This window comes from Bacillus cereus group sp. BfR-BA-01330, from assembly GCF_022663885.1.
Lineage (GTDB): Bacteria > Bacillota > Bacilli > Bacillales > Bacillaceae_G > Bacillus_A > Bacillus_A cereus.
In genome coordinates this window covers 636,729-658,484 of record NZ_JAKUGK010000002.1, presented here as the reverse complement: position 1 = coordinate 658,484, position 21,756 = coordinate 636,729, and the positions used below count along the sequence as shown (strand labels likewise).

The window sequence follows — 21,756 nt, the reverse complement described above, 5'->3', positions numbered from 1 at the left end:
ACCTCAAGGTGTTCAAGGTAACACAGGTGCTACTGGTGCCACTGGCGCTACTGGACCTCAAGGTGTTCAAGGTCACACAGGTGCTACTGGTGCCACTGGCGCTACTGGACCTCAAGGTGTTCAAGGTAACACAGGTGCTACTGGCGCTACCGGTGCTACTGGACCTCAAGGTGTTCAAGGTAACACTGGCGCTACTGGTGCTACCGGTGCCACTGGACCTCAGGGTGTTCAAGGTAACACTGGCGCTACCGGTGCCACTGGACCTCAAGGCATTCAAGGACCAACGGGTGCTACCGGCGCTACTGGTATAGGAGTTACTGGACCTACTGGACCTTCTGGTGGACCTACCGGACCTACTGGGCCTACTGGACCTAGCTTCCCTATAGCAACAATTGTTGTAACAAACAATATTCAGCAAACAGTACTGCAATTTAATAACTTTATTTTTAGTACTGCAATTAACGTAAACAATATTATCTTCAACGGCACAGATACAGTTACTGTTATTAACGGTGGTATTTATGTAATTAGCGTATCCATTTCTACAACTGCGCCAGGATGCGCTCCACTCGGAGTAGGAATTTCAATTAATGGAGCAGTCGCAACTGATAATTTCTCTTCAAATTTAATAGGCGACTCACTTTCATTTACTACAATCGAAACATTAGCAGCTGGTGCAAGAATTTCTGTTCAATCTACTCTTAATGAGATTACGATCCCTGCGACAGGAAATACTAACATCCGCCTTACTGTATTTAGAATCGCTTAAATTTCATCATATATTGTTTATGACAAATAAAAAAAAGAGCGAGGAAACTCGCTCTTTTTTTGTTATGTACAATAATTCATTACTATTCTAATTCAATTGAAACATTTTTTTGTGGTACAAATGTAGAAATTGCATGTTTATAAATAAGCTGTTGCTTACCTTCTGTTTCCAGCAGGACTGTAAAATTATCAAATCCTTTAATTAGTCCACGAAGCTGGAAACCATTTAATAAGTACAGCGTAACAAACGTATTTTCTTTACGGAGTTGATTTAAAAACTGATCTTGAATATTGATTGATTGCTTCATGTCGAATCCTCCTCTTTTTCTCTACTTACTATTATTCGACTTTACTTGTAACTTTCCTTCTATGTATCGTAAAATTTCTGACGTTTTTTCACCGTCTGTAACATCAAACCACGTGACATCCATTTTATTACGGAACCACGTTAATTGACGCTTTGCATAACGACGCGAATTCGTCTTTAATTGTGATACCGCATCTTCTAAAGGGGCTCGATTCTCAAAATAATCATAGATTTCTTTATATCCAATCGCTTGAATAGATTGACAATCTCGTATCCCTCTATTATACAGACCTTCTACTTCCTCTAATAGGCCTTGTTCCATCATCAAATCCACTCGTAAGTTAATGCGATCGTATAGCATTTCTCGATCCATTGTCAAGCCAATTAATGAAACATCATAGAGTAACTCTTTTTCTTGTTTTTCAATTTGGTCACTCATTTTTTCACCCGTCGTGTGGAAAATTTCTAACGCTCGAATGACACGTCGTACATTATTTGCATGAATACGCTCCGCACTTTCCAGATCTACTTCTTGCAATTTTTTATGTACATATTCCACACCGCGTTCTAAAGCTAACTTTTCCATTTGCTCTCGGTATATCACATCACCAGCATCATCTGTAAACTGATAATCGAATAAAACAGATTGTATATAAAGACCGGTCCCACCAACTATAATTGGTAATTTACCACGTTCTGTAATTTCTCGAATATGCTTGCGAACACGTTCTTGAAATTCCGCGACAGAAAATGAATCTTCCGGATTTTTTATATCGACCATATAATGTGGAATTCCGTCCATCTCTGCTTGTGTTACCTTTGCAGTTCCAATATCCATCGTTCGATAGATTTGCATGGAATCACCACTAATAATTTCACCGTTCAACGCTTTGGCAAGATCGATACTTAACTTCGTCTTTCCAACAGCAGTTGGTCCAATGATGACAGCAACTTTTTCACGTTGCACTTCTCCCATATCATTCAACTCTCTTTATGTAATATACTCCATCTATTGATTATACCCAATCTTACCAATTTTAACGGCATGATTGCAAGTTCTTTCATTTCGGTACATGAAATTATACAGAAAAAAGAACATAGTTTGTCCAATTCTGCATATACATGATAAAAATAGTTTCGAGAGGATGAGTTAACTATGAAACAATCCACCATCAATTTTTCATCTTTGACAAAAGACCTCATTTTAGCTACTTCTACAAAAGAACAAAATTGTTCACAAGAGGAATTATACTTCGCCCTAAATTGTTTACTACGGGCTTTTCATTCTACTCTCCATGAAACAACATCACATCCAGAAAATAAAAATACAGAATATATACAAACACAATTTTGCAGTGCATATAAAATTATTACAGGTAAAACTATTTATCCATTTCAATAATCCATAAAAAGCGGCTGCTTACATAATTTCAAGCAACCGCTTTTTATATTAATATCGATAACCTATTGTATAACTTTCACTTTTACAGATTTGCGCCCCCAGCTATTAGCACTACCATCTGAACCGACTAATACATCAATACGATTTCCTTTAATCGCACCACCAGTGTCTCCAGCAATCGCTTCTCCATATCCTTCTACCCACACTTTTGATCCAAGCGGAATTACTTTCGGATCAACAGCAATTACTTTCATATTTGGATTTGCTGTTAAATCATGCCCCATTGCAGTTAATACACGACCACCATACGAACCATTCTCACTCGGATCTGCTGTATATGCCGTCGCTTCTACTGTAATTTCACGACCACCAGTAGGCGCACTTGTTTCAGTAGATTTCGCAACTGGTTTTGCAGCCGTTTTTTCTTTTACCACAGGTTTACTTGATTCTACATTCTTAATAGAATCGTTACTCTTAACAGACTCTTTATTCTTAACTGCTGTATTATTTTTAACCGGCGTATTTGTTCTAGCCGGCGCTTCTTCTTGAGCTACAACTTCTTTCTTTTCAATTACAGGTGCCGTTCCTGTTAAAAATGGCACGTGAACATATCCGACTTTTCCATTGTAGTCGAATTGTAACCATTCATTTTGAACTTGATTCGTCGTTTCAATCACATCATTTTTATTAAGTTTACCTAAAATTTCAGAATCAGTATTCGCTCCAGCACGAACATTTAATACGCCCGCCGTTACATAATATGTGCTCTTTGTAAAATCGGCACTTACAAACGCTTCCTTACCGTTCAACTTAATTTTTGTCCATCCATTTTCTGTATTTATAACATCTAGTGTATTCCCACTGAACACTTTACCTACAAGCTTTGACTCTACATTTGGGTTTTCTCTAACATTTAATACGTCTGTTGTTACAATTGTTTCCGCTTTAGCAGAACCCGCAAAAATCCCAAGACCAAAAACTGCCGCTGTTGCTATACCTAATAATTTTTTCATGAATAGCCTCCATTTGCTTTGTTTTCGTATTTTCATTATAGCAACAGATTTTTAGAATTTTTAGAAATCACACAATTACAAAGCATTCGTAATATACGATTAACGAGTTGTAACATAAATTTCCATATTAATAAAATGCATTTCTAATACAATCTCCAGTGGTTTTCATATATTTTTCATATACGAGCACAAGAACTTTTTTCCAGAAAAAATTACAGTGTTACTTTTTTGTTACAAAAAATTCACAATTCGTTACATCTTTTACCAAAAAACATCAATATTCAATTGTTAACCTATTTTTTTGTAATAAAAAGAGAGCAGCTACTAAAAACTGCTCTCTTTTTATTTGTTATTGAACTTTCTTTTTCCAAACACCTAGCATAACAGCCGAGACAATTGTTCCAATTAATATAGAGAAAATATATAGTAACGGTTTATTTACTAACGCTATTACAAATAATCCACCATGCGGTGCCGGTAATGTAATTTGGAATAACATAGATAACGCACCTGCAATACTTGAACCAACAACACAACTTACGATTACTCGAACCGGATCTGCAGCTGCAAACGGAATCGCACCTTCTGTAATGAACGACGCTCCCATAATATAATTTGTTAAACCAGATTTACGTTCCGCTTCTGTAAACTTTGATTTAAAGAATGTAGTTGCGAATGCAATCGCAAGTGGTGGTACCATCCCACCAGCCATAACTGCTGAGTGCACTCCAAAATTCTGCGCTTCTATTGCAGCAATACCAAACGTAAATGCCGCTTTATTAATTGGCCCCCCCATATCAATTGCCATCATACCACCTAAAATAAGACCTAGTAATATAGCATTCGTACCGTTTAAACCATTTAACCACCCTGTCAACATTTCATTTAATGCTACTACAGGCGGAATTACTACTTTTTGCATTACAACTCCTGTAATCAATAATCCAAAGACTGGATATAACAATACAGGTTTAATTCCTTCTAATTGTACTGGTAGTCCTGAAAATAATCTTTTCAACCCTAAAACAACATATCCAGCTAAGAAACCAGCAATTAATCCACCTAAAAATCCAGCATTCGCATTCGCTGCTAAAAATCCACCTACAACACCAGGCATAAAACCAGGACGATCAGCAATAGAACTTGCAATAAATCCAGCTAAAATTGGTACAAGGAATAAAAACGCACCTGTTTTTCCTCCACCAATTGACATGAACAATTCAGCTAAAGGACCTTCCGCCTTTATACCACCAAACGAAAACGCTAGCGCTATTAAAATCCCGCCACCAACAACGAATGGAAGCATATTACTTACACCGCTCATTAAATGCTTATAAATTCCTAATCCTTTTTCTCCCTCAATACTTTCTGATTTCCCGTCCTCTTTTACACCTTTAAAGATTGGTGCATCTTGTTTGACAGCTCGCTTAAGCAGATTTTCCGTTTTTCGAATCCCATCAGCAACTGGCACTTGAATGACATGTTTACCAGCAAAACGATTCATTTCTACTTGTTTATCCGCCGCAACAATAATAGCTGTTGCACGTTCAATATCCTCTTTCGTTAAACCGTTTTTAATACCTGTTGATCCGTTTGTTTCAACTTTAATCGCTATTCCTAACTCTGTCGCTTTTGCTTTTAAGCTATCCGCTGCCATATATGTGTGAGCGATTCCAGTTGGACAAGCTGTAACAGCAAGTACGTACGGTTCATTTCCTTCTGGTTTTGCGACTTCAATCTCTTCTTCTTTTTCATTCTCTTTTTCATCAAATAGTTGAAGAAGCTCACTTTCATCCTTTGCTTCTAATAGTTGCTTGCGAAATCCTTCATCCATTAATAATGTCGATAAACGAGACAACGTTTCTAAATGAGTATTATTCGCTCCTTCACTTGCAGCAATCATAAAGAATAAGTGTGCTGGCTGTCCGTCAAGCGACTCATAATTGATACCGCTTACACTTCTACCAAAACAAATCGATGGTTGTTTAACAGCCTTTGTCTTCGCATGAGGTATTGCAATACCTTCCCCTATTCCAGTCGTACTTTGGGCCTCTCGCTTTAAAATAGCTTCTTTAAATTCCGTTTTACTATTTAAACGATTTGCCCCGTTTAATTTCTCAACTAATTCATCTATGACAGCTTCTTTATTTGAAGCTGTCAAATCCATAATGACTGTATCCCTTTTTAATAGTTCTGTAATTTTCATATGTTGCTTCCCCCTATCGCTTAGCTACAATTACTTGCGACAATAATTCTTCTACTTTTTCCTTCTTACATAAATCAGCTGAAAATGCTGTTGCACTCCCTGTTGCAACGCCGTATTGAAATGCCTTTTCAATATCTTTTGTCTGTTCATATTTGCCTACAAACCCTGCAACAAGAGAATCCCCGGCCCCAACTGAATTAATTACAACACCTTTTGGAACAGTCGCTTCATATATACCTTCTGCCGTAAATAATAAAGCTCCCTCTCCAGCCATCGATACGATAACGTGTTTTACACCTTGTTCAATTAATTTTCTTCCATAAGGTAAAACGTCCTCTACTGTTGAAAGCTCCACTCCAAACAACTCACCAAGTTCATGGTGGTTTGGCTTAATTAAAAATGGCTTATTTTTAATTACATGTTGCAGTGCACTTCCACTTGCATCTACTACTACACGAATACCTTTTTCAGCTCCAAACGCAGCAATTGATTCGTAAAAGGTACTTGGAATAGAAACTGGTACACTCCCAGCAAGTACAACACAATCTCCAGGTTGCATACTCTCAATTTTTTTCATTAACTGTTCGAACTGCTCTTTTGTTACAATAGGACCTTGGCCATTTAATTCTGTTTCTTCTTCCCCTTTTATTTTCACATTAATGCGAGTATCTTCATCTACTTGGACGAAGTTTGTTGTTACACCTTCCGTCTGTAATACCTCTTTAATAAATTGACCAGTAAATCCACCAGTAAATCCAAGTGCTATATTTTTAACACCTAAACGCTGAAGAACACGAGAAACATTAATTCCTTTTCCTCCAGGAAACTTCATATCTTTTTCCGCTCGATTTATTGTTCCTAAATCAAAGGAAGAAACTTGCACTACATAATCAATAGATGGGTTTAAAGTAACTGTATAGATCATTGTTTATCAGCCTCAATTACATTGGTTTGTTGTTTATATTTTTCTAAATCAATTTCTAAATGGTTTGTAATAATATTTGCATCTTCAACATTTGCAATTTTCGCAAACGCAACTTCTGAAAACTTACTTTCATCAATTAAGAAATATCCTTCGTTTGCTAATGTTAATGCCATTTGTTTTAAGAGCGCTTCTTCTGGATCTGGCGTTGTAAAGCCAAGCTGTTCATGTACACCATTTGCACCTAAAAAACATTTATCAAAACGATACTTCTGCATACTTTCCTGTGCCATAGCACCGATTAAAGCTTTCGTCCTACTCTTCATCATTCCGCCTAGTAAATACGCACGAATATTATTTTCAACTAAAGCTTCAATATGCATAAGTCCATTCGTAACGACAGTAACATCTTTATTTATTAAAAATGGAATCATTTCAAATGTTGTACTTCCTGCATCTAAATAAATACAATCACCTTGTTCAATAACGCTAGCCGCATACTTAGCAATTTGTTGTTTTATTTGAATGTTTTTGGATGATTTTTCGACCATCGTTGGTTCTTGCCCTTTTCCTGTTAAAACAGCGGCACCACCATGAACTCTTTTTAATAACCTTTGCTTTTCCAATTGTGCTAAATCACGGCGAATTGTCGACTCAGAGCTTTCTGTTCTTTCAACTAATTGCTGTAATTTTACAACTTTCTGTTCTTTTACAAGTTGCAATATCATTTGATGACGTTCAGGAGTTAACATTTTATTCACCTCTTCTTTGATTACAGTATAATGAAAACGGTCACAAAAATCAACCATAAACAATCAAAAATAATCAAAAACATCCACAAACATTTATAAACAGCAAAAAAAAGAAACCTATTCGATCAAACAATCAAATAGATTTCTTTTCTAAATTCACTTATAAAGAAGCTTTATATATACTTAAAACATCATCTTTATTTAATTTTTTAAAGTTACCAAATTCACCATACGCCATAGCTTTATCCGCCATTAAATCAATTTCATTTTCTCCAATAGCGTAATCAGATAATGTTACTGGCGCCTCAATTGAAGTCCAAAATTGACGTAACGCCTGAATTCCTTCTAACGCAATTTCTCGATCAGTCTTTCCATCTGTTTCTACATTGAATACTCGAATAGCAAACTGTTTAAAACGACTTACATTTCCCTCTACAACATGCTTCATCCAGTTCGGGAATAAAATCGCAAGGCCACCCCCGTGTGGTATATCATGAACAGCAGAAACTGCATGCTCAATATTATGAGTCGCCCAATCTCCTTTTACTCCCATTGCTAAAATGCCGTTTAACGCCATAGTACCACAATATAAAATAGTTTCTCTATGCTCATAATTTTCTAAATCACTTAAAAGCTTAGGAGCTGTCTCAATTACTGTTTTTAAAACAGCTTCACAATAACGATCTTGTAGTTCTGTATTCGTTCCATGATGGAAATATTGTTCTAATACGTGCGACATAATATCTACCATACCGTAAATTGTTTGATCTTTCGGTACAGAAGTAGTATGAACTGGATCTAAAATCGAAAACTGCGGGAAAGTAACCGGGCTACCCCATCCATACTTTTCATTCGTTTCCCAGTTTGTAATTACCGAGCCTGCATTCATTTCAGATCCTGTTGCTGCAAGAGTAAGTACAGTACCAAATGGTAATGCCTCATTAGCAAATGTTTTTTTCGTTACAATATCCCATACATCTCCATCGTACTTACTACCAGCTGCAATTGCCTTCGTACAGTCGATTACACTTCCTCCACCAACTGCTAAAATAAATTCAACACCATTCTCTTTACAAATTTGAATCCCTTTCTTTACAGTTGATACACGTGGATTCGGTTCAACACCTGTTAATTCAAATACTTCTGCATTAATATCCTTTAAAATAGAAATTACATTATCATAAATACCGTTTCTTTTAATGCTGCCTCCCCCGTATACGAGAAGAACTTTTTTACCGAACTGTGGAATTTCAGTTTTTAACTGTTCTAATTGACCTTTACCGAAAATAAGTTTCGTTGGATTACGAAATACAAAATTTTGCATATTTCTTTACCATCCCTTCTATATGAAAAGCAACTATACTTTTGTATACCATATTTTTTTCATTTCACAAAAATATTTGCTTAATAAAAAAATCCCAGCCTACAGGCTGAGATTTTTTTATTGGTAATAAGGTGAGATCATTAAGTAAACAATAACACCAGATAAACTTACATATAACCAAATCGGCATCGTCCAACGTACAATTTTACGGTGACGTGTTAATTGATTTGTAAAACCAAATACAAGCGCAAACAATGCAAGTGGTACGATAATTGCTGCTAGGATAATATGTGTAATTAAAATGATGAAATACACATATTTAATGAATCCTTCTCCGCCAAAATGTGTTGCCGGTGCTAAGTAATGATACGATAAATACGACACACAAAATAGTAAAGTTGTCGTAAATGCTGCAAGGATAAAACCACGATGCATTTTCACATTCTTTTTAATAATAGAGAATAACGCTGCTAATAAAAATACGAACGTAAAGCTATTAAAAATCGCGTTTAACATTGGTAAAATCGTTACATCAAAATGTACTTCTCCTTCATAGCCAACAGGTCCAAAGAACAAAAATAAAATAATCGCATTTACAATTACAGAAAGCGTTATCACAATAGGAGCATAGCTTTTCTGATTTGTTGATTGATCCACCAAAATGGTCACTCCCTCTTCCTTCAAGTATGTATACATAACCTCACTATTTTAACATATTATTCACAGTGTAAATGTGACAATAGTTTGACACAGCAAGACCAGACAAAGAAAAAAATCCTTCTTAATAAAACTTCTTAAGAAGGATTTTATCGCTTTATTATTCAAATAGCAATGCGATTAGTTTTTGTTAAAAAATGTATCGCTATATGCTTGAAAAATTTCAGACACTTGATATCCCATTAATGAAATTGCTGTTAATGAAAAAAAACCAATCATAAGAAATCGAAACCACATATAAATCTCCTCCTTGTATTTAGCTTAAAAAACATTCGCTATATTACAAGTTGAGTGGCACTCTTCATCGTCACTTTCCTTTTTCCTTACAATTGCTGTAATAAATCGAATCATAAAGAAAACTACAAAAGGAAATTGTTCGTAATTCACATTGGCATAGTTTAGCAACGGCTCGCGCTGCACATCGAACGGAGATGAGAAGGAATAGAACATACCTTGCTCTTCCATATATACAATTACAATTTTCATGCAAAATACGATTCCTAGAAACGAAACAATATCTTGCCATTCTGTCGTATATAACAGGTTATACAGCTCTAATACGTACTCTTCCATCATCATCCCCCCTTCCTTTTTTACCATTTTGCTCGCCTTCGTATAAAAAGTCAAGAAAAAAGTTTATATTCACTATGACAATAGTAATTACTTGTTTCTATGATTATATATGATTCTTTTATAGCAATGATTGGGTGTAACTCTCTTCGAAAATAAGAAAATTAGAATCGAACAGATTCCTCATTCTTACTTTTAGGATGCAAAACTGTGATATTTTTATTTCTATTAAAAATAAAATAAGAAAGTATGATAAGAACAGTAACAAACATTGTTAAAAATGCTTGTGAACGTAAAGTATCAATTGCGAACATCGCAACTAAAACTGCTATAATAGCAGCAATTGTAACATACGTTACATACGGAAAAAGCCACATTTTCACTTTCAAATTTTGTTGTTCTACTTTCCCCATTTTTTTACGCATCTTTAAATGCGAAACTGCAATAACGAGATAAACTAGTAACGCAATCCCGCCAGATGCATTCACTAAAAACAAAAAGACTTTATCTGGAGAAATGTAACTAAACACAACTCCAATATAAGCGAAGAAAGTTCCAAATAAAACCGCTCGAACGGGAACACCACTACTGTTCAATTTTAAAAATGACTTTGGAGCATCTCCTCTTTCTGCCATTGAAAAAAGCATTCTTGAATTTGTATATAAGCCTGAATTTAAGCAAGAAAGTACAGCTGTTAAAACGATAAAATTCATAATTTGTGCTGCCGCTGGTATTCCTATATGTTCAAGTACAGCTACAAATGGACTTTTTAATATGTTTGCTGAATTCCATGGCAGTAGCGTAACAACTACCGCTATAGACCCAATAAAAAATACAAGAATACGCCAAATCACACTGTTTGTTGCTGTTTTTACTGCTTTTACAGGTTCTGCAGATTCACCTGCGGCTACTGCTACAATCTCTGATCCCATAAATGAAAATATAACAACAGTAATTCCAAGCAGGACCGAACTTATACCGTTTGGCATAAATCCACCTTGTCCAATTAAATTCGAAGTGCCGGGTGCTTCTGTTCCTGGAACAAATCCTAAAATAACAGCAAGACCTAGACAAAGGAACAAAACAATACTTATTACTTTAATAAAAGAAAACCAATATTCAAACTCTCCAAATGATTTCACCGAAAAAACGTTCGTCAGCGTTAACAAAATTGTTAATATTAAACTTAATAACCAAAGCGGTATTTGTGGAATCCAATATTGGATAATACCAGCACCTGCTGTGGCTTCTATTGCAATAACAATTACCCAAAAAAACCAGTATAACCAGCCTATTGTATAACCCGCCCAAGGACCAATCGCTTCTCTTGCATACGTTGCAAATGAACCACTTGTCGGATTAACAGCTGCCATTTCTCCTAGCATTCTCATGACGAAAATGACTAGAAGTCCTGCTAATGCATATGAAACGATAGAACCTGGTCCTGCCGAATGTACAACTGCACCACTTCCAACAAACAAACCAGCCCCTATTACGCCGCCAATTGAAATCATTGTAATGTGGCGTATTTTGAGGTCTTTCTTTAGATTTTTATCCAAATCTTGTACATCCCCTTCCAAACTAAATTTTGAAACTTATGTAAGAGTACTGTGCGAAAGATTTTGTTCTATACGTTAAAATATATCAAAATATTCTGAATTTAACAATTACAATTCAACCTTCTTCAAAAATTATTACATTAGGTTTAATACTTTCCCATACACAATTGTTGAGAAAATTATAGTCCCCTTACAAAAGAAAGAATTTTCAGATATTATTAAATAAACAAGATTATACATCTAGACAACTTTTTGTATAGGAGTGTTGATATGTTAAACAAGTTCAAATTTTTTTGTTGTATTTTAGTAATGTTCTTACTTCTACCGCTATCCCCTTTCCAAGCACAAGCAGCAAACAATTTAGGTTCAAAATTACTCGTTGGATATTGGCATAACTTTGATAACGGTACTGGCATTATTAAATTAAAAGACGTTTCACCAAAATGGGATGTAATCAATGTATCTTTTGGTGAAACTGGTGGTGATCGTTCCACTGTTGAATTTTCTCCTGTGTATGGTACAGATGCAGACTTCAAATCAGATATTTCTTATTTAAAAAGTAAAGGAAAGAAAGTAGTTCTTTCAATAGGTGGACAAAATGGAGTCGTTTTACTTCCTGACAATGCCGCTAAGGATCGTTTTATTAATTCCATACAGTCTCTAATCGATAAATACGGTTTTGATGGAATAGATATTGACCTTGAATCAGGTATTTACTTAAACGGAAATGATACTAATTTCAAAAATCCAACTACTCCCCAAATCGTAAATCTTATATCAGCTATTCGAACAATCTCAGATCATTATGGTCCAGATTTTCTATTAAGCATGGCTCCTGAAACAGCTTATGTTCAAGGCGGTTATAGCGCATATGGAAGCATATGGGGTGCATATTTACCAATTATTTACGGAGTGAAAGATAAACTAACATACATTCATGTTCAACACTACAACGCTGGTAGCGGGATTGGAATGGACGGTAATAACTACAATCAAGGTACTGCAGACTACGAGGTCGCTATGGCAGATATGCTCTTACATGGTTTTCCTGTAGGTGGTAATGCAAATAACATTTTCCCAGCTCTTCGTTCAGATCAAGTCATGATTGGGCTTCCAGCAGCACCAGCGGCAGCTCCAAGTGGTGGATACATTTCGCCAACTGAAATGAAAAAAGCTTTAAATTATATCATTAAAGGAGTTCCGTTCGGAGGAAAGTATAAACTTTCTAACCAGAGTGGCTATCCTGCATTCCGCGGCCTAATGTCTTGGTCTATTAATTGGGATGCAAAAAACAACTTCGAATTCTCAAATAACTATAGAACATATTTTGATGGTCTTTCCTTGCAAAAATAACAAAGTAAAACTATAATTAGCCCCCATCAATCGGACATTTATGGGCAATCAATGCAGGATAAAAACAGCAATAGGACCCTTTATAGGTCCTATTGTTGTTTTTTATTTATGAAAATTACTTTGTCACATCTAAAGTTTTAAGAAACTGTTTTCCATCGCCCAACATCGCACGTTCCTCCGAATCATATTGTTAAATATTCTAGTCACTCTTTTGCTTCAACACAAAAACTGAAAGTTCAGGTACACTACAAAATCTAACAGGCATCCTAGTAGTCCCAATACCACGATTTACATATAAATATAACTGCTTACTCTTCCCCTCCACTTCATACATACCTTCAACATAACTCTCAGCTAGTTTGGTAGTAATTAACGGACCTACAAAAGGGATTTGGACTTGTCCTCCGTGACTATGTCCTGACAGTTGAAGATCAACTGGGTAACGATTTATTTTGGTTACAACATCCGGCTCATGTACTAATAACATGTTGAAATCATTTTGTTTCAAGTTTTTTAAAGTTGAATCTATTTTCGGCTTCCCTAATAGAAAATCATCCAAACCTGATATTGTAATATATTTGCCGTTTTCCACTTTAATTTTCTGCACTTCATTTACTAATACAGAAAAACCAGCTTCCTCCATATATTTTTTGTAAAATAAACTACCGCCCCCGCCCCTATCATGATTCCCAAACACAGCATATTTCCCTAAGGGAGCATAAATTTTCTGCAAAATAGCCTTCGCTCCCTCTCTTTCTGCACTATAAGAACCAAATTTATCTATTAAATCTCCGGTAAAAACTACTATATCTGGATGTAATTCATTCATCTTCTCCACCAAATGTTCAAGTTGCTTCAATGTAAACTCTGGCCCTAAATGTACATCTGAAAACTGTAATATTTTTTTATTATTAAATTCTTTAGGAATTGCAGAAGCTTCTATTTCATTCCATGTAACTGTTACTAGTTTTCGTTCTATTTCTGTCGCATAATAATACAAACTTACTAGTATCATTAATATACTTATAAAACTAATAATAAATATCTTTACGATTGATTTTTTTCGTTCTTTTTTTACATGATTCGTATTCATGTTTTCACCTCTAGAAACACTTTAAATCCTTATTGTTACATTAATGTGACAACATGAACAATGTTATTAATATGTAATTTCCTCCCTATTCACTTTGACAATTTTATACAGAAGTCATACCATATTTTTATAATACATATATTTTCGAATCTTTTTCTATTCATTCCATCATTTTATTACGGAGGGGTTATTCATGTCTGTATTTACACCAGAAGAAATTACGGAACTTGCTGCGAATTCCGGAAGGAAAAAAGCTCATTTATCATTACTCCCTATGCTAATTCTCGGTTTTTTTGGCGGTGCTTTTATCGCATTAGGGTATTTACTCGATATTCATGTTATTGGAACAATGCCAAAATATTGGGGATCATTTACTAGTTTTCTAGGCGCTGCTGTATTCCCTATCGGTCTTATTCTCGTTATTCTTGCAGGCGGTGAACTAGTAACTGGTAACATGATGACAGTTTCTATGGCTTGGCTTCAAAAGAAAATTACTTTATTTCATTTCATACGAAATTTAGTTATTGTTACGTTTAGCAATTTCATAGGGGCTGTATTTGTAGCCTACTTTTTCGGCCATATCGTTGGCTTAACTGAAGGAGCTTTTTTAGCGAAAACTATTTCTATCGCTCAAGCGAAACTACAAGATACACCATTGCAAGCATTTATTTCTGCAATCGGATGTAATTGGCTCGTTTGTTTAGCTGTTTGGCTCAGTATGGGAAGTAAAGAATTTATCGGAAAGATTATCGGTATTTGGTTCCCAGTTATGACTTTTGTTGCGATTGGATTTCAACACGTTGTAGCAAATATGTTTGTCATCCCAGCCGCAATTTTTGCCGGTCATTTCACTTGGGCTGAATATTTTCCAAACTTTATTTTTGTTTTCTTTGGAAATTTAGTAGGAGGTATGTTATTTGTAGCACTACCTTACTTCATATCTTATAATAAGAAACTATCTTCTTATCAAGAGAAGACTGAAATGAAGAACAAATCTCTGTCGGCTTAAATAGAATGTCTATAAAGAACCCTAAAAATATTACAAATTTCATTTTTTTTGCGAATATATGTACGTACACTTGTTCTCGAATGTTTTATACGTTATAATAACAACTTAAATAGCATTATTTACATATGAGGTGAAAAACATGAACAAAACAGAATTAATTAAAAACGTAGCACAAAATGCTGAGATTTCTCAAAAAGAAGCTACTGTAGTTGTACAAACTGTAGTAGAATCAATCACTAACACTTTAGCTGCTGGTGAAAAAGTACAACTTATCGGATTCGGTACATTCGAAGTTCGCGAAAGAGCTGCTCGTACAGGCCGTAACCCACAAACTGGTGAAGAAATGCAAATCGCAGCTTCTAAAGTACCTGCTTTCAAAGCTGGTAAAGAACTAAAAGAAGCTGTAAAATAATGAAAAATATCCTTCTCATTTATGAGAAGGATATTTTTTCATAACATAATTAATAAAAATCTGACCATTATGCTGTTTCTTTTGTTCTTTTATGCAAATAAAATCTTTACTTTCAAAAAAAGGTTTTGCGGTAATGCTCGCCTCTGTATATATCTCCCTATGTCCCAAGTTCACTGCTTCTTTTTCTAACTTCTGTAGTATGTATGAAGCGACTCTTTTCCCTTGATAATCTTTATGCGTAAATAAACGATCTACGTAACGATCATCGTTATAATCCCCAACCCCCACAATCATACCTTTATGATCCGCTACATAGCTAATATTCTTTTCTAAAGACTGTAACCAATTTTCTCTATCTAGTCGCTCCGGTGCCCACGCCTGTAGCTGTAACTCATTATAATCTTTTGCATTAACCGTATGAACTGTTTCATAGAACAATTGTAATACTTGATCTAAATCTTTTTTCTGGAATGTTCTAATTATAATATCTTTTAACATATATAAGTCTCCTTACCAAACTACCTCTTAACTTTTCTACTACATACGATTCTATATTTCTGCTTTATTATATCGTTTTAATTTCTATACGAACAAAAAAACAATACTTATTCAAGTATTGTTTTTTAATTCTATTCAATTACTTAATGTAGCTTTTTAAGGTTTTAATTTAACTCTTTGTAATCGTAATGCATTTAATACAACGGATACAGAACTAAATGCCATCGCTGCTCCAGCAACCCAAGGGGCTAAGAAACCTAATGCCGCAATTGGAATTCCTAACGCGTTATAAGCTAATGCCCAGAATAAATTTTGTTTAATATTTCTTATCGTCATTTTACTCATAAATATCGCATCAGCAATACTATTTAAGTCACCGCGGATTAACGTTATATCCGCTGCTTCCATCGCTACATCCGTTCCCGTTCCAATTGCCATACCAATGTTCGCTGTAGCAAGAGCAGGAGCATCATTTATCCCGTCTCCAACCATCGCTACTTTCTTACCATTTGCTTGCAGTTTTTTCACTTCTTCTGCTTTTCCTTCTGGCAATACTTCTGCAATTACGTGATCAATACCAACTTGCTTTGCAATTGCCTGAGCAGTTTGTGTATTATCTCCTGTAATCATCACAACGTCTAGACCCATTTTTTTCAGTCTTGCGATAGCTGCTTTTGAAGTATCTTTCACAGTATCTGCAACGGCAACTATACCAGCATATTCTTTATCGATTGCAATAAGCATTGCTGTTTTTCCTTCTCGTTCTAGCGCTTCCATTGATTTAGAAACTTCTTCAATATCAATATTGAATTTCTTCATTAATCGACGTGTACCAATTAATAAGTGTTTTCCTTCTACAACTGATTCGATACCAAATCCCGGAATCGCTTCAAACGTTTCTGAACTCGGGATATCAATTTTCTTTTCTTTAATTCCTTCTACAATCGCTTCTGCAAGCGGATGTTCAGAATTTCTTTCTGCTGCCCCTACTAATCTAAGCAGTTCATTTTCATTGAATCCATCTGCTACAATTACATCTGTTAATACCGGCTTCCCATTTGTCACTGTACCCGTTTTATCTAGAATAACCGTATCTAATCGGTGCGTTGCTTCTAAATGCTCTCCACCTTTAAATAAAATACCATACTCAGCCGATCTTCCTGATCCTGCCATAATAGATGTAGGCGTTGCAAGACCTAATGCACATGGACAAGCAATAACAAGTACTGCTATCATTTTCTCAAGTGCTCCGCCAAAATCACCAGGTGTAACAAATATCATCCATACTGCAAATGTGATAATCGCAATCATAACTACAACCGGTACGAAAATACCTGAAATTTGATCTGCTACCCTTTGAATAGGAGCTTTTGAACCTTGTGCCTCTTCTACTACTTTAATAATTTGAGCTAATGCAGTATCTCTTCCTACCTTAGTTGCTTTCACTTTTAAAAATCCATTTTTATTTATTGTCGAACCTATTACTACATCCCCAATTGACTTATCAACAGGAATACTTTCACCCGTTAACATCGATTCATCAATTGCTGACTTTCCTTCTACAATCTCACCATCTACTGGTATTTTTTCACCAGGCTTTACATAGACGATATCACCAGCTACTACTTCTTCAATCAAAATTTTTATTTCTGTTCCATCTCGCACAACTGTAGCTGTCTTCGCTTGTAAACCCATCAATTTTTTAATTGCTTCTGATGAGCGCCCTTTTGCTTTCGCTTCAAATAATTTACCTAAAATAATTAATGTAATAAGTACCGCACTCGTTTCAAAATATAAATCTGTCATATGTTCCGAAGAACCAATAGATTGAATACTTAAATATACACTATAGAAGTACGCGGCCGACGTTCCAAGCGCCACGAGAACATCCATATTAGCACTTTTATTGCGTAACGCTTTATAAGCCCCAACATAAAACTGTCCACCAATGATAAATTGAACAGGAGTTGCAAGTGCTAGTTGCACCCAAGGGTTCATTAACATATCCGGTAAATAAATAAATGACGTAAATGAGAAATGACTAACCATTGCCCACAATAATGGGAAAGATAAAATAAACGAAATAATAAACTTCTTCTTTTGTCTTTCAATTTCTTGTAATCGATGATCAGTTGATGCATCTTGATCATCTGGTTTCACTTCTAATTTATATCCTAGCTTCGTAATCGCGCTCTTCATTTCATTTACATTAACTTCATCAGGGTTAAAGTCTACTGTGGCTGATTCTAAAGCAAAATTTACTGTCGCCTTGTTCACACCATCTAACTTATTTAAACGCTTTTCAACTCTATTTGCACATGCTGCACATGTCATTCCTGAAACAGTAAATTCAGCTTTATCACTTACAATTCCATATCCTAATGATTCAACTTTTTCTTTAAATTGTTGCGGATTTGTTTTAGTTGGATCGTACATTATTTTTGTTTTTTCAAGCGCAAAATTTACATTTGCCTCATGAACACCTTCTACTTTTTTTAGACCTTTTTCAATTCTATTTGCACATGCCGCACATGTCATTCCTAATATTTGAAGATTGGCCTCTTTTTTTTCATTCATGTCTCTCACCTCTATATACCCTTATGAGGTATAATGATTAGCAAAATAAATCGTACTTCATTTAAAGTACGATTTATTTCCATATCTAAAAATAATTATTGAACATCGTATCCTTGATCTTCGATTACAGCAACGATATCTTTTAATGTTACAGCAGACGAGTCGATAGTAACTTCAACAGTTCCTTCTGCTAATTGAACCTTCACTTGTTCAACACCGTTTAGCTCTTTCACACTGCTTTCGATAGCATTTACACAATGTCCACAAGACATACCTTCAACCTGTAATGTTAACTGTTCCATTTAAAATCCTCCTCTTGTTTATTCATTGTTTGTTAATCACAATTACATCTTACCATACCCCCCTAAGGTAATCAATGGTTTTGTATCATGATTTTTCAATTATTTTCTAAAAGTTTATTTTACACACACTTTTTCACTACAATACACCCAAATCCAATATGAGGGTAAACAAAAAAACAAGCCAGTTAAATACTAGCTTGTTTTTACGCTTTTGAAAAACGTTCAAATACTGTCATTAATTCTTCAATTGCTTCGTCACCATTTCCATTTTTAATAGCTCCTGAAACACAATGACTCGTATGATTTTTGAGAACGCCCATTCCTACTTTTTTCATCGCTGCATTAATCGCTGAAATTTGCACTAAAATATCTACGCAATAACGATCATTTTCAATCATGTTTTGAATACCGCGGACCTGTCCTTCAATTCTCTTTAATCTATTTATAATCTGTTCTTTTTCTTTTTCTGATCTATGTGTTACTGCTTCATGCTCTTTATGATCCATATTATCACCTTCTTAAAGTTTCTCTTCATCCAATAAAACAATTGTTTTTTATGAGTATACCAATTATAGCATTAAATATCTACGCATGATACCCCATAAGAGTATATTTACACTTTATGATTATTCTTAACAACGCATTAGCTTCTTAATCTCAATTTTCAGTATACCCTTTCCTTTTTGTCAAAAAATCATTATATCTCTCATCAAAATTCAATAAAGTGAAACAAGAATAAGCGGGGATTACCCGCCCCCGCTTATTCTTCGTCTATAATGTTTTAATTTAAATTTTCAGATATTTAACCTGAGAATTTTTTCTTTCCATATATAATTATTGCTGATCACATACTTTTGTATCATTCACTACTGAAGTTCCTTCAACGGTTACCGTATGAAAACAGTCATTTACTCGAACTGTCACAACATTATCTTGCCGATCAATGATATGATATTCATTAAAATTTTTATTTAGAGCACTGCGAATTTGTTCTCCTTCATAAATTGGAATGCCATGTGATAGAACCCAAATAAGTCCAGCGATAGCAAGAATTGTTTTCATACGATCTACCTCCTTGGGAATATAGTGAACTTTTCATCCATGCTTTTTCAGCTCTACGAATCCTGATTGTAATAAACCAAGCCTTTTGGAAATAAGTTCATTTCGTCTATTTCATGTTTATGCTAATTGTGACCGAATTGTGACAACTTTTTGTCTCTTTAGACGAAAAGTTGAAACAAAACTTTCGAAAAGGACAATTCTACACATTAAAAAAGGTTATGGAATGTTTCATCCATAACCTTTTTTCCTATACGTAACTAATAAACCTCAATCCTTTACTTAAAGACGTCGGCACAACAGATGCATGATTCTCCCCTTCAGCTTCATAAAACTTAAATTTAAGTTTATCGTGGTTTACTTGGAGAAGGCGCTCTGATAATTCATTTGCACCTACAACCATATGCTCTCGTTCAAGTGATCCAACTGTAAGGAACACTCCTGTTTCAAACTTAGCATTGTTTAATTCAATTATAAGGTTCTCTTCTTTTTCAAGAACGGATTTATTATTCCACCATATAGATGGACTACTAATAAAATAATTTTGAAAAGCATTCAAGTTTGTAAATAGTATATGCAAAGCAAATAGTCCACCTAAAGAATGTCCAAATAACGTTTGCTTACTTTTATCAATCTCAAAATTCTTTTCAATTTGTGGTTTCAGTTCTTCTTCAATAAAAGTAAAGAAATTATGTGCTCCTCCTGTTTTAGGCCACGGTTTACCGTCTGGTTTTAAAGGGGCATCTTTTGAAATTACGCTAGGCGTAAAATCATAGCACCTTTCTTCCCCTGAAAATGCGCCTTCAATCGGATAACCCACTCCAACTATAACAGCTGGTGAAACACCAGTTTTTTCCGCTCTTACTGATTGTATTTTAACTGCTTCATGAAATGTTTGAAAAAAGGCATTGCCATCTAATACGTAAATAACGGGATATCCTGAATCCGGTGCTGGTTGCCTCGGCTTTGAAATATGAATTTGATATTCCTTACCTTCTAATTTTGAATACATTTTCCACTGCTCTGTATTAGATGTTATAATCTGCTGTTTTTCAATTATAGTATTCACCCTATCCCCCCCTTTTAACTTGTTACATATATTTCGATTTTTTCTTCTTGAGATACAACGCTATCATAACCGAAACAAACAGGAGCCCCATTATACGGATCAATCATGACACGCGCATCAATATGAAATACTTCTTTTAACACTTCATTTGTAATGATTTCTTCTGGGCTACCAGTTGTAACAATTTCGCCTTCCTTCATTGCAATAATTTCATCTGAAAACCTTGATGCATGGTTAATATCATGTAATACCATAACAACCGTACAATTATGTTCTTTATTTAACTTCTCTACAATTTGTAATACATCTAATTGATGAGACATATCAAGGTATGTAGTTGGCTCATCTAATAGCAACACTTCTGTCTCTTGTGCTAATGCCATCGCTAGCCATACCTTTTGTCTTTGACCACCTGATAAATTTGCAATTTGTCTCGTTCGAAATTCAGAAGTTTTCGTTATATCTAATGCCCAATCAATCATTTCTTTATCTTTTGTCGTTAACTTATTTACGTTATTTCGATGTGGATAGCGTCCATAAGAAATTAATTCTTCCACTTTAAGCTCACCTGGTGCAATTGGAGTTTGCGGGAGTAAAGCTAACTGCTTCGCAATTTCTTTCGTTGGAATTGTATGTAAATCCTGTCCTTGCAAATATACTTTACCGCTTTTTTGTTTTAAAATTCTTCCCATTGTTTTTAACAATGTCGATTTACCGCAACCGTTTGGACCTATAATTGTCGTTACTTTTCCTTCTTGTATTTCCACATTTAAATCGCGAAACACTGTAAGCTTTTCATAACTTGTTTCTAAATTTTTTGCACTTAAAATACTCACTTTTATTC

23 protein-coding genes are annotated in these 21,756 nt (G+C 35.0%); 5 read left to right on the top strand and 18 right to left on the bottom strand.

Annotated elements, in window-relative coordinates; translation table 11 throughout:
* The coding region (locus MR112_RS09185) for a Gly-Xaa-Xaa repeat protein (RefSeq protein WP_242244894.1) at positions 1–769 on the top strand (769 nt) is incomplete at its 5' end.
* An 82-nt stretch (positions 770–851) separates the two neighbouring features.
* On the opposite strand, the gene hfq is transcribed toward MR112_RS09185, so the two are convergent.
* The gene (gene hfq / locus MR112_RS09180) at positions 852–1,076 is read right to left on the bottom strand and encodes an RNA chaperone Hfq (protein ID WP_000813896.1); all 225 of its coding nucleotides are present in this window, start codon (positions 1,074–1,076) and stop codon (positions 852–854) included.
* A 21-nt stretch (positions 1,077–1,097) separates the two neighbouring features.
* Positions 1,098–2,051 carry a tRNA (adenosine(37)-N6)-dimethylallyltransferase MiaA gene (miaA, locus tag MR112_RS09175; RefSeq protein WP_242244893.1) on the bottom strand — a complete coding sequence of 318 codons (954 nt, stop codon included), beginning with the start codon at positions 2,049–2,051 and terminating at the stop codon, positions 1,098–1,100.
* Between the two features lie 180 nt (positions 2,052–2,231).
* On the opposite strand from miaA, the gene MR112_RS09170 reads away from it, so the two are divergent.
* Complete coding sequence (locus MR112_RS09170) at positions 2,232–2,477, top strand: hypothetical protein (protein ID WP_000814431.1); 246 nt, start codon at positions 2,232–2,234, stop codon at positions 2,475–2,477.
* Positions 2,478–2,539: 62 nt separating this feature from the next.
* On the opposite strand, the gene entD is transcribed toward MR112_RS09170, so the two are convergent.
* The 8 genes from entD to gabP all read right to left on the bottom strand — a co-directional run bounded on the left by entD (position 2,540) and on the right by gabP (position 11,540).
* Entirely contained in the window at positions 2,540–3,490 is a 951-nt protein-coding gene (entD, locus tag MR112_RS09165) for a cell wall-binding protein EntD (RefSeq protein ID WP_242244892.1), read from the bottom strand.
* 349 nt (positions 3,491–3,839) lie between these two features.
* A complete protein-coding gene (locus MR112_RS09160; protein WP_000704605.1) occupies positions 3,840–5,696 on the bottom strand; it encodes a PTS fructose transporter subunit IIABC in 1,857 nt (618 codons plus the stop codon).
* Between the two features lie 13 nt (positions 5,697–5,709).
* Entirely contained in the window at positions 5,710–6,621 is a 912-nt protein-coding gene (gene pfkB, locus MR112_RS09155; RefSeq protein ID WP_000640859.1) for a 1-phosphofructokinase, read from the bottom strand.
* Positions 6,618–7,370, bottom strand: coding sequence for a DeoR/GlpR family DNA-binding transcription regulator (locus tag MR112_RS09150; protein WP_000957279.1), 753 nt, complete (start codon positions 7,368–7,370; stop codon positions 6,618–6,620). The genes pfkB and MR112_RS09150 overlap by 4 nt, the downstream gene beginning before the upstream one ends.
* A gap of 160 nt (positions 7,371–7,530) precedes the next feature.
* Entirely contained in the window at positions 7,531–8,694 is a 1,164-nt protein-coding gene (locus MR112_RS09145; protein ID WP_001179093.1) for an iron-containing alcohol dehydrogenase, read from the bottom strand.
* A gap of 117 nt (positions 8,695–8,811) precedes the next feature.
* Positions 8,812–9,354, bottom strand: coding sequence for a DUF420 domain-containing protein (locus tag MR112_RS09140; RefSeq protein ID WP_000228315.1), 543 nt, complete (start codon positions 9,352–9,354; stop codon positions 8,812–8,814).
* 318 nt (positions 9,355–9,672) lie between these two features.
* Positions 9,673–10,011: a hypothetical protein gene (locus tag MR112_RS09135; RefSeq protein WP_002026213.1), complete on the bottom strand. Its 339-nt coding sequence runs from the start codon at positions 10,009–10,011 to the stop codon at positions 9,673–9,675.
* 134 nt (positions 10,012–10,145) lie between these two features.
* Positions 10,146–11,540 carry a GABA permease gene (gene gabP / locus MR112_RS09130; RefSeq protein WP_000360111.1) on the bottom strand — a complete coding sequence of 465 codons (1,395 nt, stop codon included), beginning with the start codon at positions 11,538–11,540 and terminating at the stop codon, positions 10,146–10,148.
* A gap of 270 nt (positions 11,541–11,810) precedes the next feature.
* Here gabP and MR112_RS09125 point away from each other — a divergent pair, with 270 nt between their 5' ends.
* Entirely contained in the window at positions 11,811–12,893 is a 1,083-nt protein-coding gene (locus MR112_RS09125) for a chitinase (protein WP_000932436.1), read from the top strand.
* Between the two features lie 199 nt (positions 12,894–13,092).
* Here the strand turns inward: MR112_RS09125 and MR112_RS09120 are convergent, their stop codons facing one another.
* The gene (locus MR112_RS09120; protein ID WP_001095336.1) at positions 13,093–13,986 is read right to left on the bottom strand and encodes a metallophosphoesterase; all 894 of its coding nucleotides are present in this window, start codon (positions 13,984–13,986) and stop codon (positions 13,093–13,095) included.
* A gap of 193 nt (positions 13,987–14,179) precedes the next feature.
* Between MR112_RS09120 and MR112_RS09115 the strand changes: the two genes are divergently transcribed.
* Positions 14,180–14,995 (top strand): formate/nitrite transporter family protein, encoded by an 816-nt coding sequence (locus tag MR112_RS09115; RefSeq protein ID WP_000110545.1) that lies wholly within the window; start codon positions 14,180–14,182, stop codon positions 14,993–14,995.
* A 139-nt stretch (positions 14,996–15,134) separates the two neighbouring features.
* Positions 15,135–15,407, top strand: coding sequence for an HU family DNA-binding protein (locus tag MR112_RS09110; protein WP_001043904.1), 273 nt, complete (start codon positions 15,135–15,137; stop codon positions 15,405–15,407).
* A 15-nt stretch (positions 15,408–15,422) separates the two neighbouring features.
* Here MR112_RS09110 and MR112_RS09105 read toward each other — a convergent pair whose 3' ends face one another.
* The 7 genes from MR112_RS09105 to MR112_RS09075 form a co-directional block, all read right to left on the bottom strand.
* Positions 15,423–15,905 carry a GNAT family N-acetyltransferase gene (locus MR112_RS09105; RefSeq protein WP_098771931.1) on the bottom strand — a complete coding sequence of 161 codons (483 nt, stop codon included), beginning with the start codon at positions 15,903–15,905 and terminating at the stop codon, positions 15,423–15,425.
* A 156-nt stretch (positions 15,906–16,061) separates the two neighbouring features.
* Positions 16,062–18,482 carry a heavy metal translocating P-type ATPase gene (locus tag MR112_RS09100; RefSeq protein WP_242244891.1) on the bottom strand — a complete coding sequence of 807 codons (2,421 nt, stop codon included), beginning with the start codon at positions 18,480–18,482 and terminating at the stop codon, positions 16,062–16,064.
* A 95-nt stretch (positions 18,483–18,577) separates the two neighbouring features.
* A complete protein-coding gene (copZ, locus tag MR112_RS09095; RefSeq protein WP_000436973.1) occupies positions 18,578–18,784 on the bottom strand; it encodes a copper chaperone CopZ in 207 nt (68 codons plus the stop codon).
* 203 nt (positions 18,785–18,987) lie between these two features.
* Positions 18,988–19,290, bottom strand: coding sequence for a metal-sensing transcriptional repressor (locus MR112_RS09090; protein WP_000349637.1), 303 nt, complete (start codon positions 19,288–19,290; stop codon positions 18,988–18,990).
* A gap of 328 nt (positions 19,291–19,618) precedes the next feature.
* On the bottom strand, positions 19,619–19,846 hold the full coding sequence (locus MR112_RS09085; RefSeq protein ID WP_000849103.1) for a hypothetical protein: 228 nt from the start codon (positions 19,844–19,846) through the stop codon (positions 19,619–19,621).
* Positions 19,847–20,093: 247 nt separating this feature from the next.
* Entirely contained in the window at positions 20,094–20,912 is an 819-nt protein-coding gene (locus tag MR112_RS09080; RefSeq protein WP_086401009.1) for an alpha/beta hydrolase, read from the bottom strand.
* Between the two features lie 14 nt (positions 20,913–20,926).
* On the bottom strand, positions 20,927–21,748 hold the full coding sequence (locus MR112_RS09075) for an ABC transporter ATP-binding protein (protein WP_000025766.1): 822 nt from the start codon (positions 21,746–21,748) through the stop codon (positions 20,927–20,929).
* Between the last annotated feature and the right edge of the window lie 8 nt (positions 21,749–21,756).

What these genes read in the sequence shown, in the direction of transcription:
- hfq (WP_000813896.1), bottom strand. Translation starts at nt 1,076, where the DNA reads ATGAAGCAATCAATCAATATTCAAGATCAGTTTTTAAATCAACTCCGT.
- miaA (WP_242244893.1), bottom strand. Translation starts at nt 2,051, where the DNA reads ATGGGAGAAGTGCAACGTGAAAAAGTTGCTGTCATCATTGGACCAACT.
- MR112_RS09170 (WP_000814431.1), top strand. Translation starts at nt 2,232, where the DNA reads ATGAAACAATCCACCATCAATTTTTCATCTTTGACAAAAGACCTCATT.
- entD (WP_242244892.1), bottom strand. Translation starts at nt 3,490, where the DNA reads ATGAAAAAATTATTAGGTATAGCAACAGCGGCAGTTTTTGGTCTTGGG.
- MR112_RS09160 (WP_000704605.1), bottom strand. Translation starts at nt 5,696, where the DNA reads ATGAAAATTACAGAACTATTAAAAAGGGATACAGTCATTATGGATTTG.
- pfkB (WP_000640859.1), bottom strand. Translation starts at nt 6,621, where the DNA reads ATGATCTATACAGTTACTTTAAACCCATCTATTGATTATGTAGTGCAA.
- MR112_RS09150 (WP_000957279.1), bottom strand. Translation starts at nt 7,370, where the DNA reads ATGTTAACTCCTGAACGTCATCAAATGATATTGCAACTTGTAAAAGAA.
- MR112_RS09145 (WP_001179093.1), bottom strand. Translation starts at nt 8,694, where the DNA reads ATGCAAAATTTTGTATTTCGTAATCCAACGAAACTTATTTTCGGTAAA.
- MR112_RS09135 (WP_002026213.1), bottom strand. Translation starts at nt 10,011, where the DNA reads ATGGTAAAAAAGGAAGGGGGGATGATGATGGAAGAGTACGTATTAGAG.
- MR112_RS09125 (WP_000932436.1), top strand. Translation starts at nt 11,811, where the DNA reads ATGTTAAACAAGTTCAAATTTTTTTGTTGTATTTTAGTAATGTTCTTA.
- MR112_RS09120 (WP_001095336.1), bottom strand. Translation starts at nt 13,986, where the DNA reads ATGAATACGAATCATGTAAAAAAAGAACGAAAAAAATCAATCGTAAAG.
- MR112_RS09115 (WP_000110545.1), top strand. Translation starts at nt 14,180, where the DNA reads ATGTCTGTATTTACACCAGAAGAAATTACGGAACTTGCTGCGAATTCC.
- MR112_RS09110 (WP_001043904.1), top strand. Translation starts at nt 15,135, where the DNA reads ATGAACAAAACAGAATTAATTAAAAACGTAGCACAAAATGCTGAGATT.
- MR112_RS09105 (WP_098771931.1), bottom strand. Translation starts at nt 15,905, where the DNA reads ATGTTAAAAGATATTATAATTAGAACATTCCAGAAAAAAGATTTAGAT.
- MR112_RS09100 (WP_242244891.1), bottom strand. Translation starts at nt 18,482, where the DNA reads ATGAATGAAAAAAAAGAGGCCAATCTTCAAATATTAGGAATGACATGT.
- copZ (WP_000436973.1), bottom strand. Translation starts at nt 18,784, where the DNA reads ATGGAACAGTTAACATTACAGGTTGAAGGTATGTCTTGTGGACATTGT.
- MR112_RS09090 (WP_000349637.1), bottom strand. Translation starts at nt 19,290, where the DNA reads ATGGATCATAAAGAGCATGAAGCAGTAACACATAGATCAGAAAAAGAA.
- MR112_RS09085 (WP_000849103.1), bottom strand. Translation starts at nt 19,846, where the DNA reads ATGAAAACAATTCTTGCTATCGCTGGACTTATTTGGGTTCTATCACAT.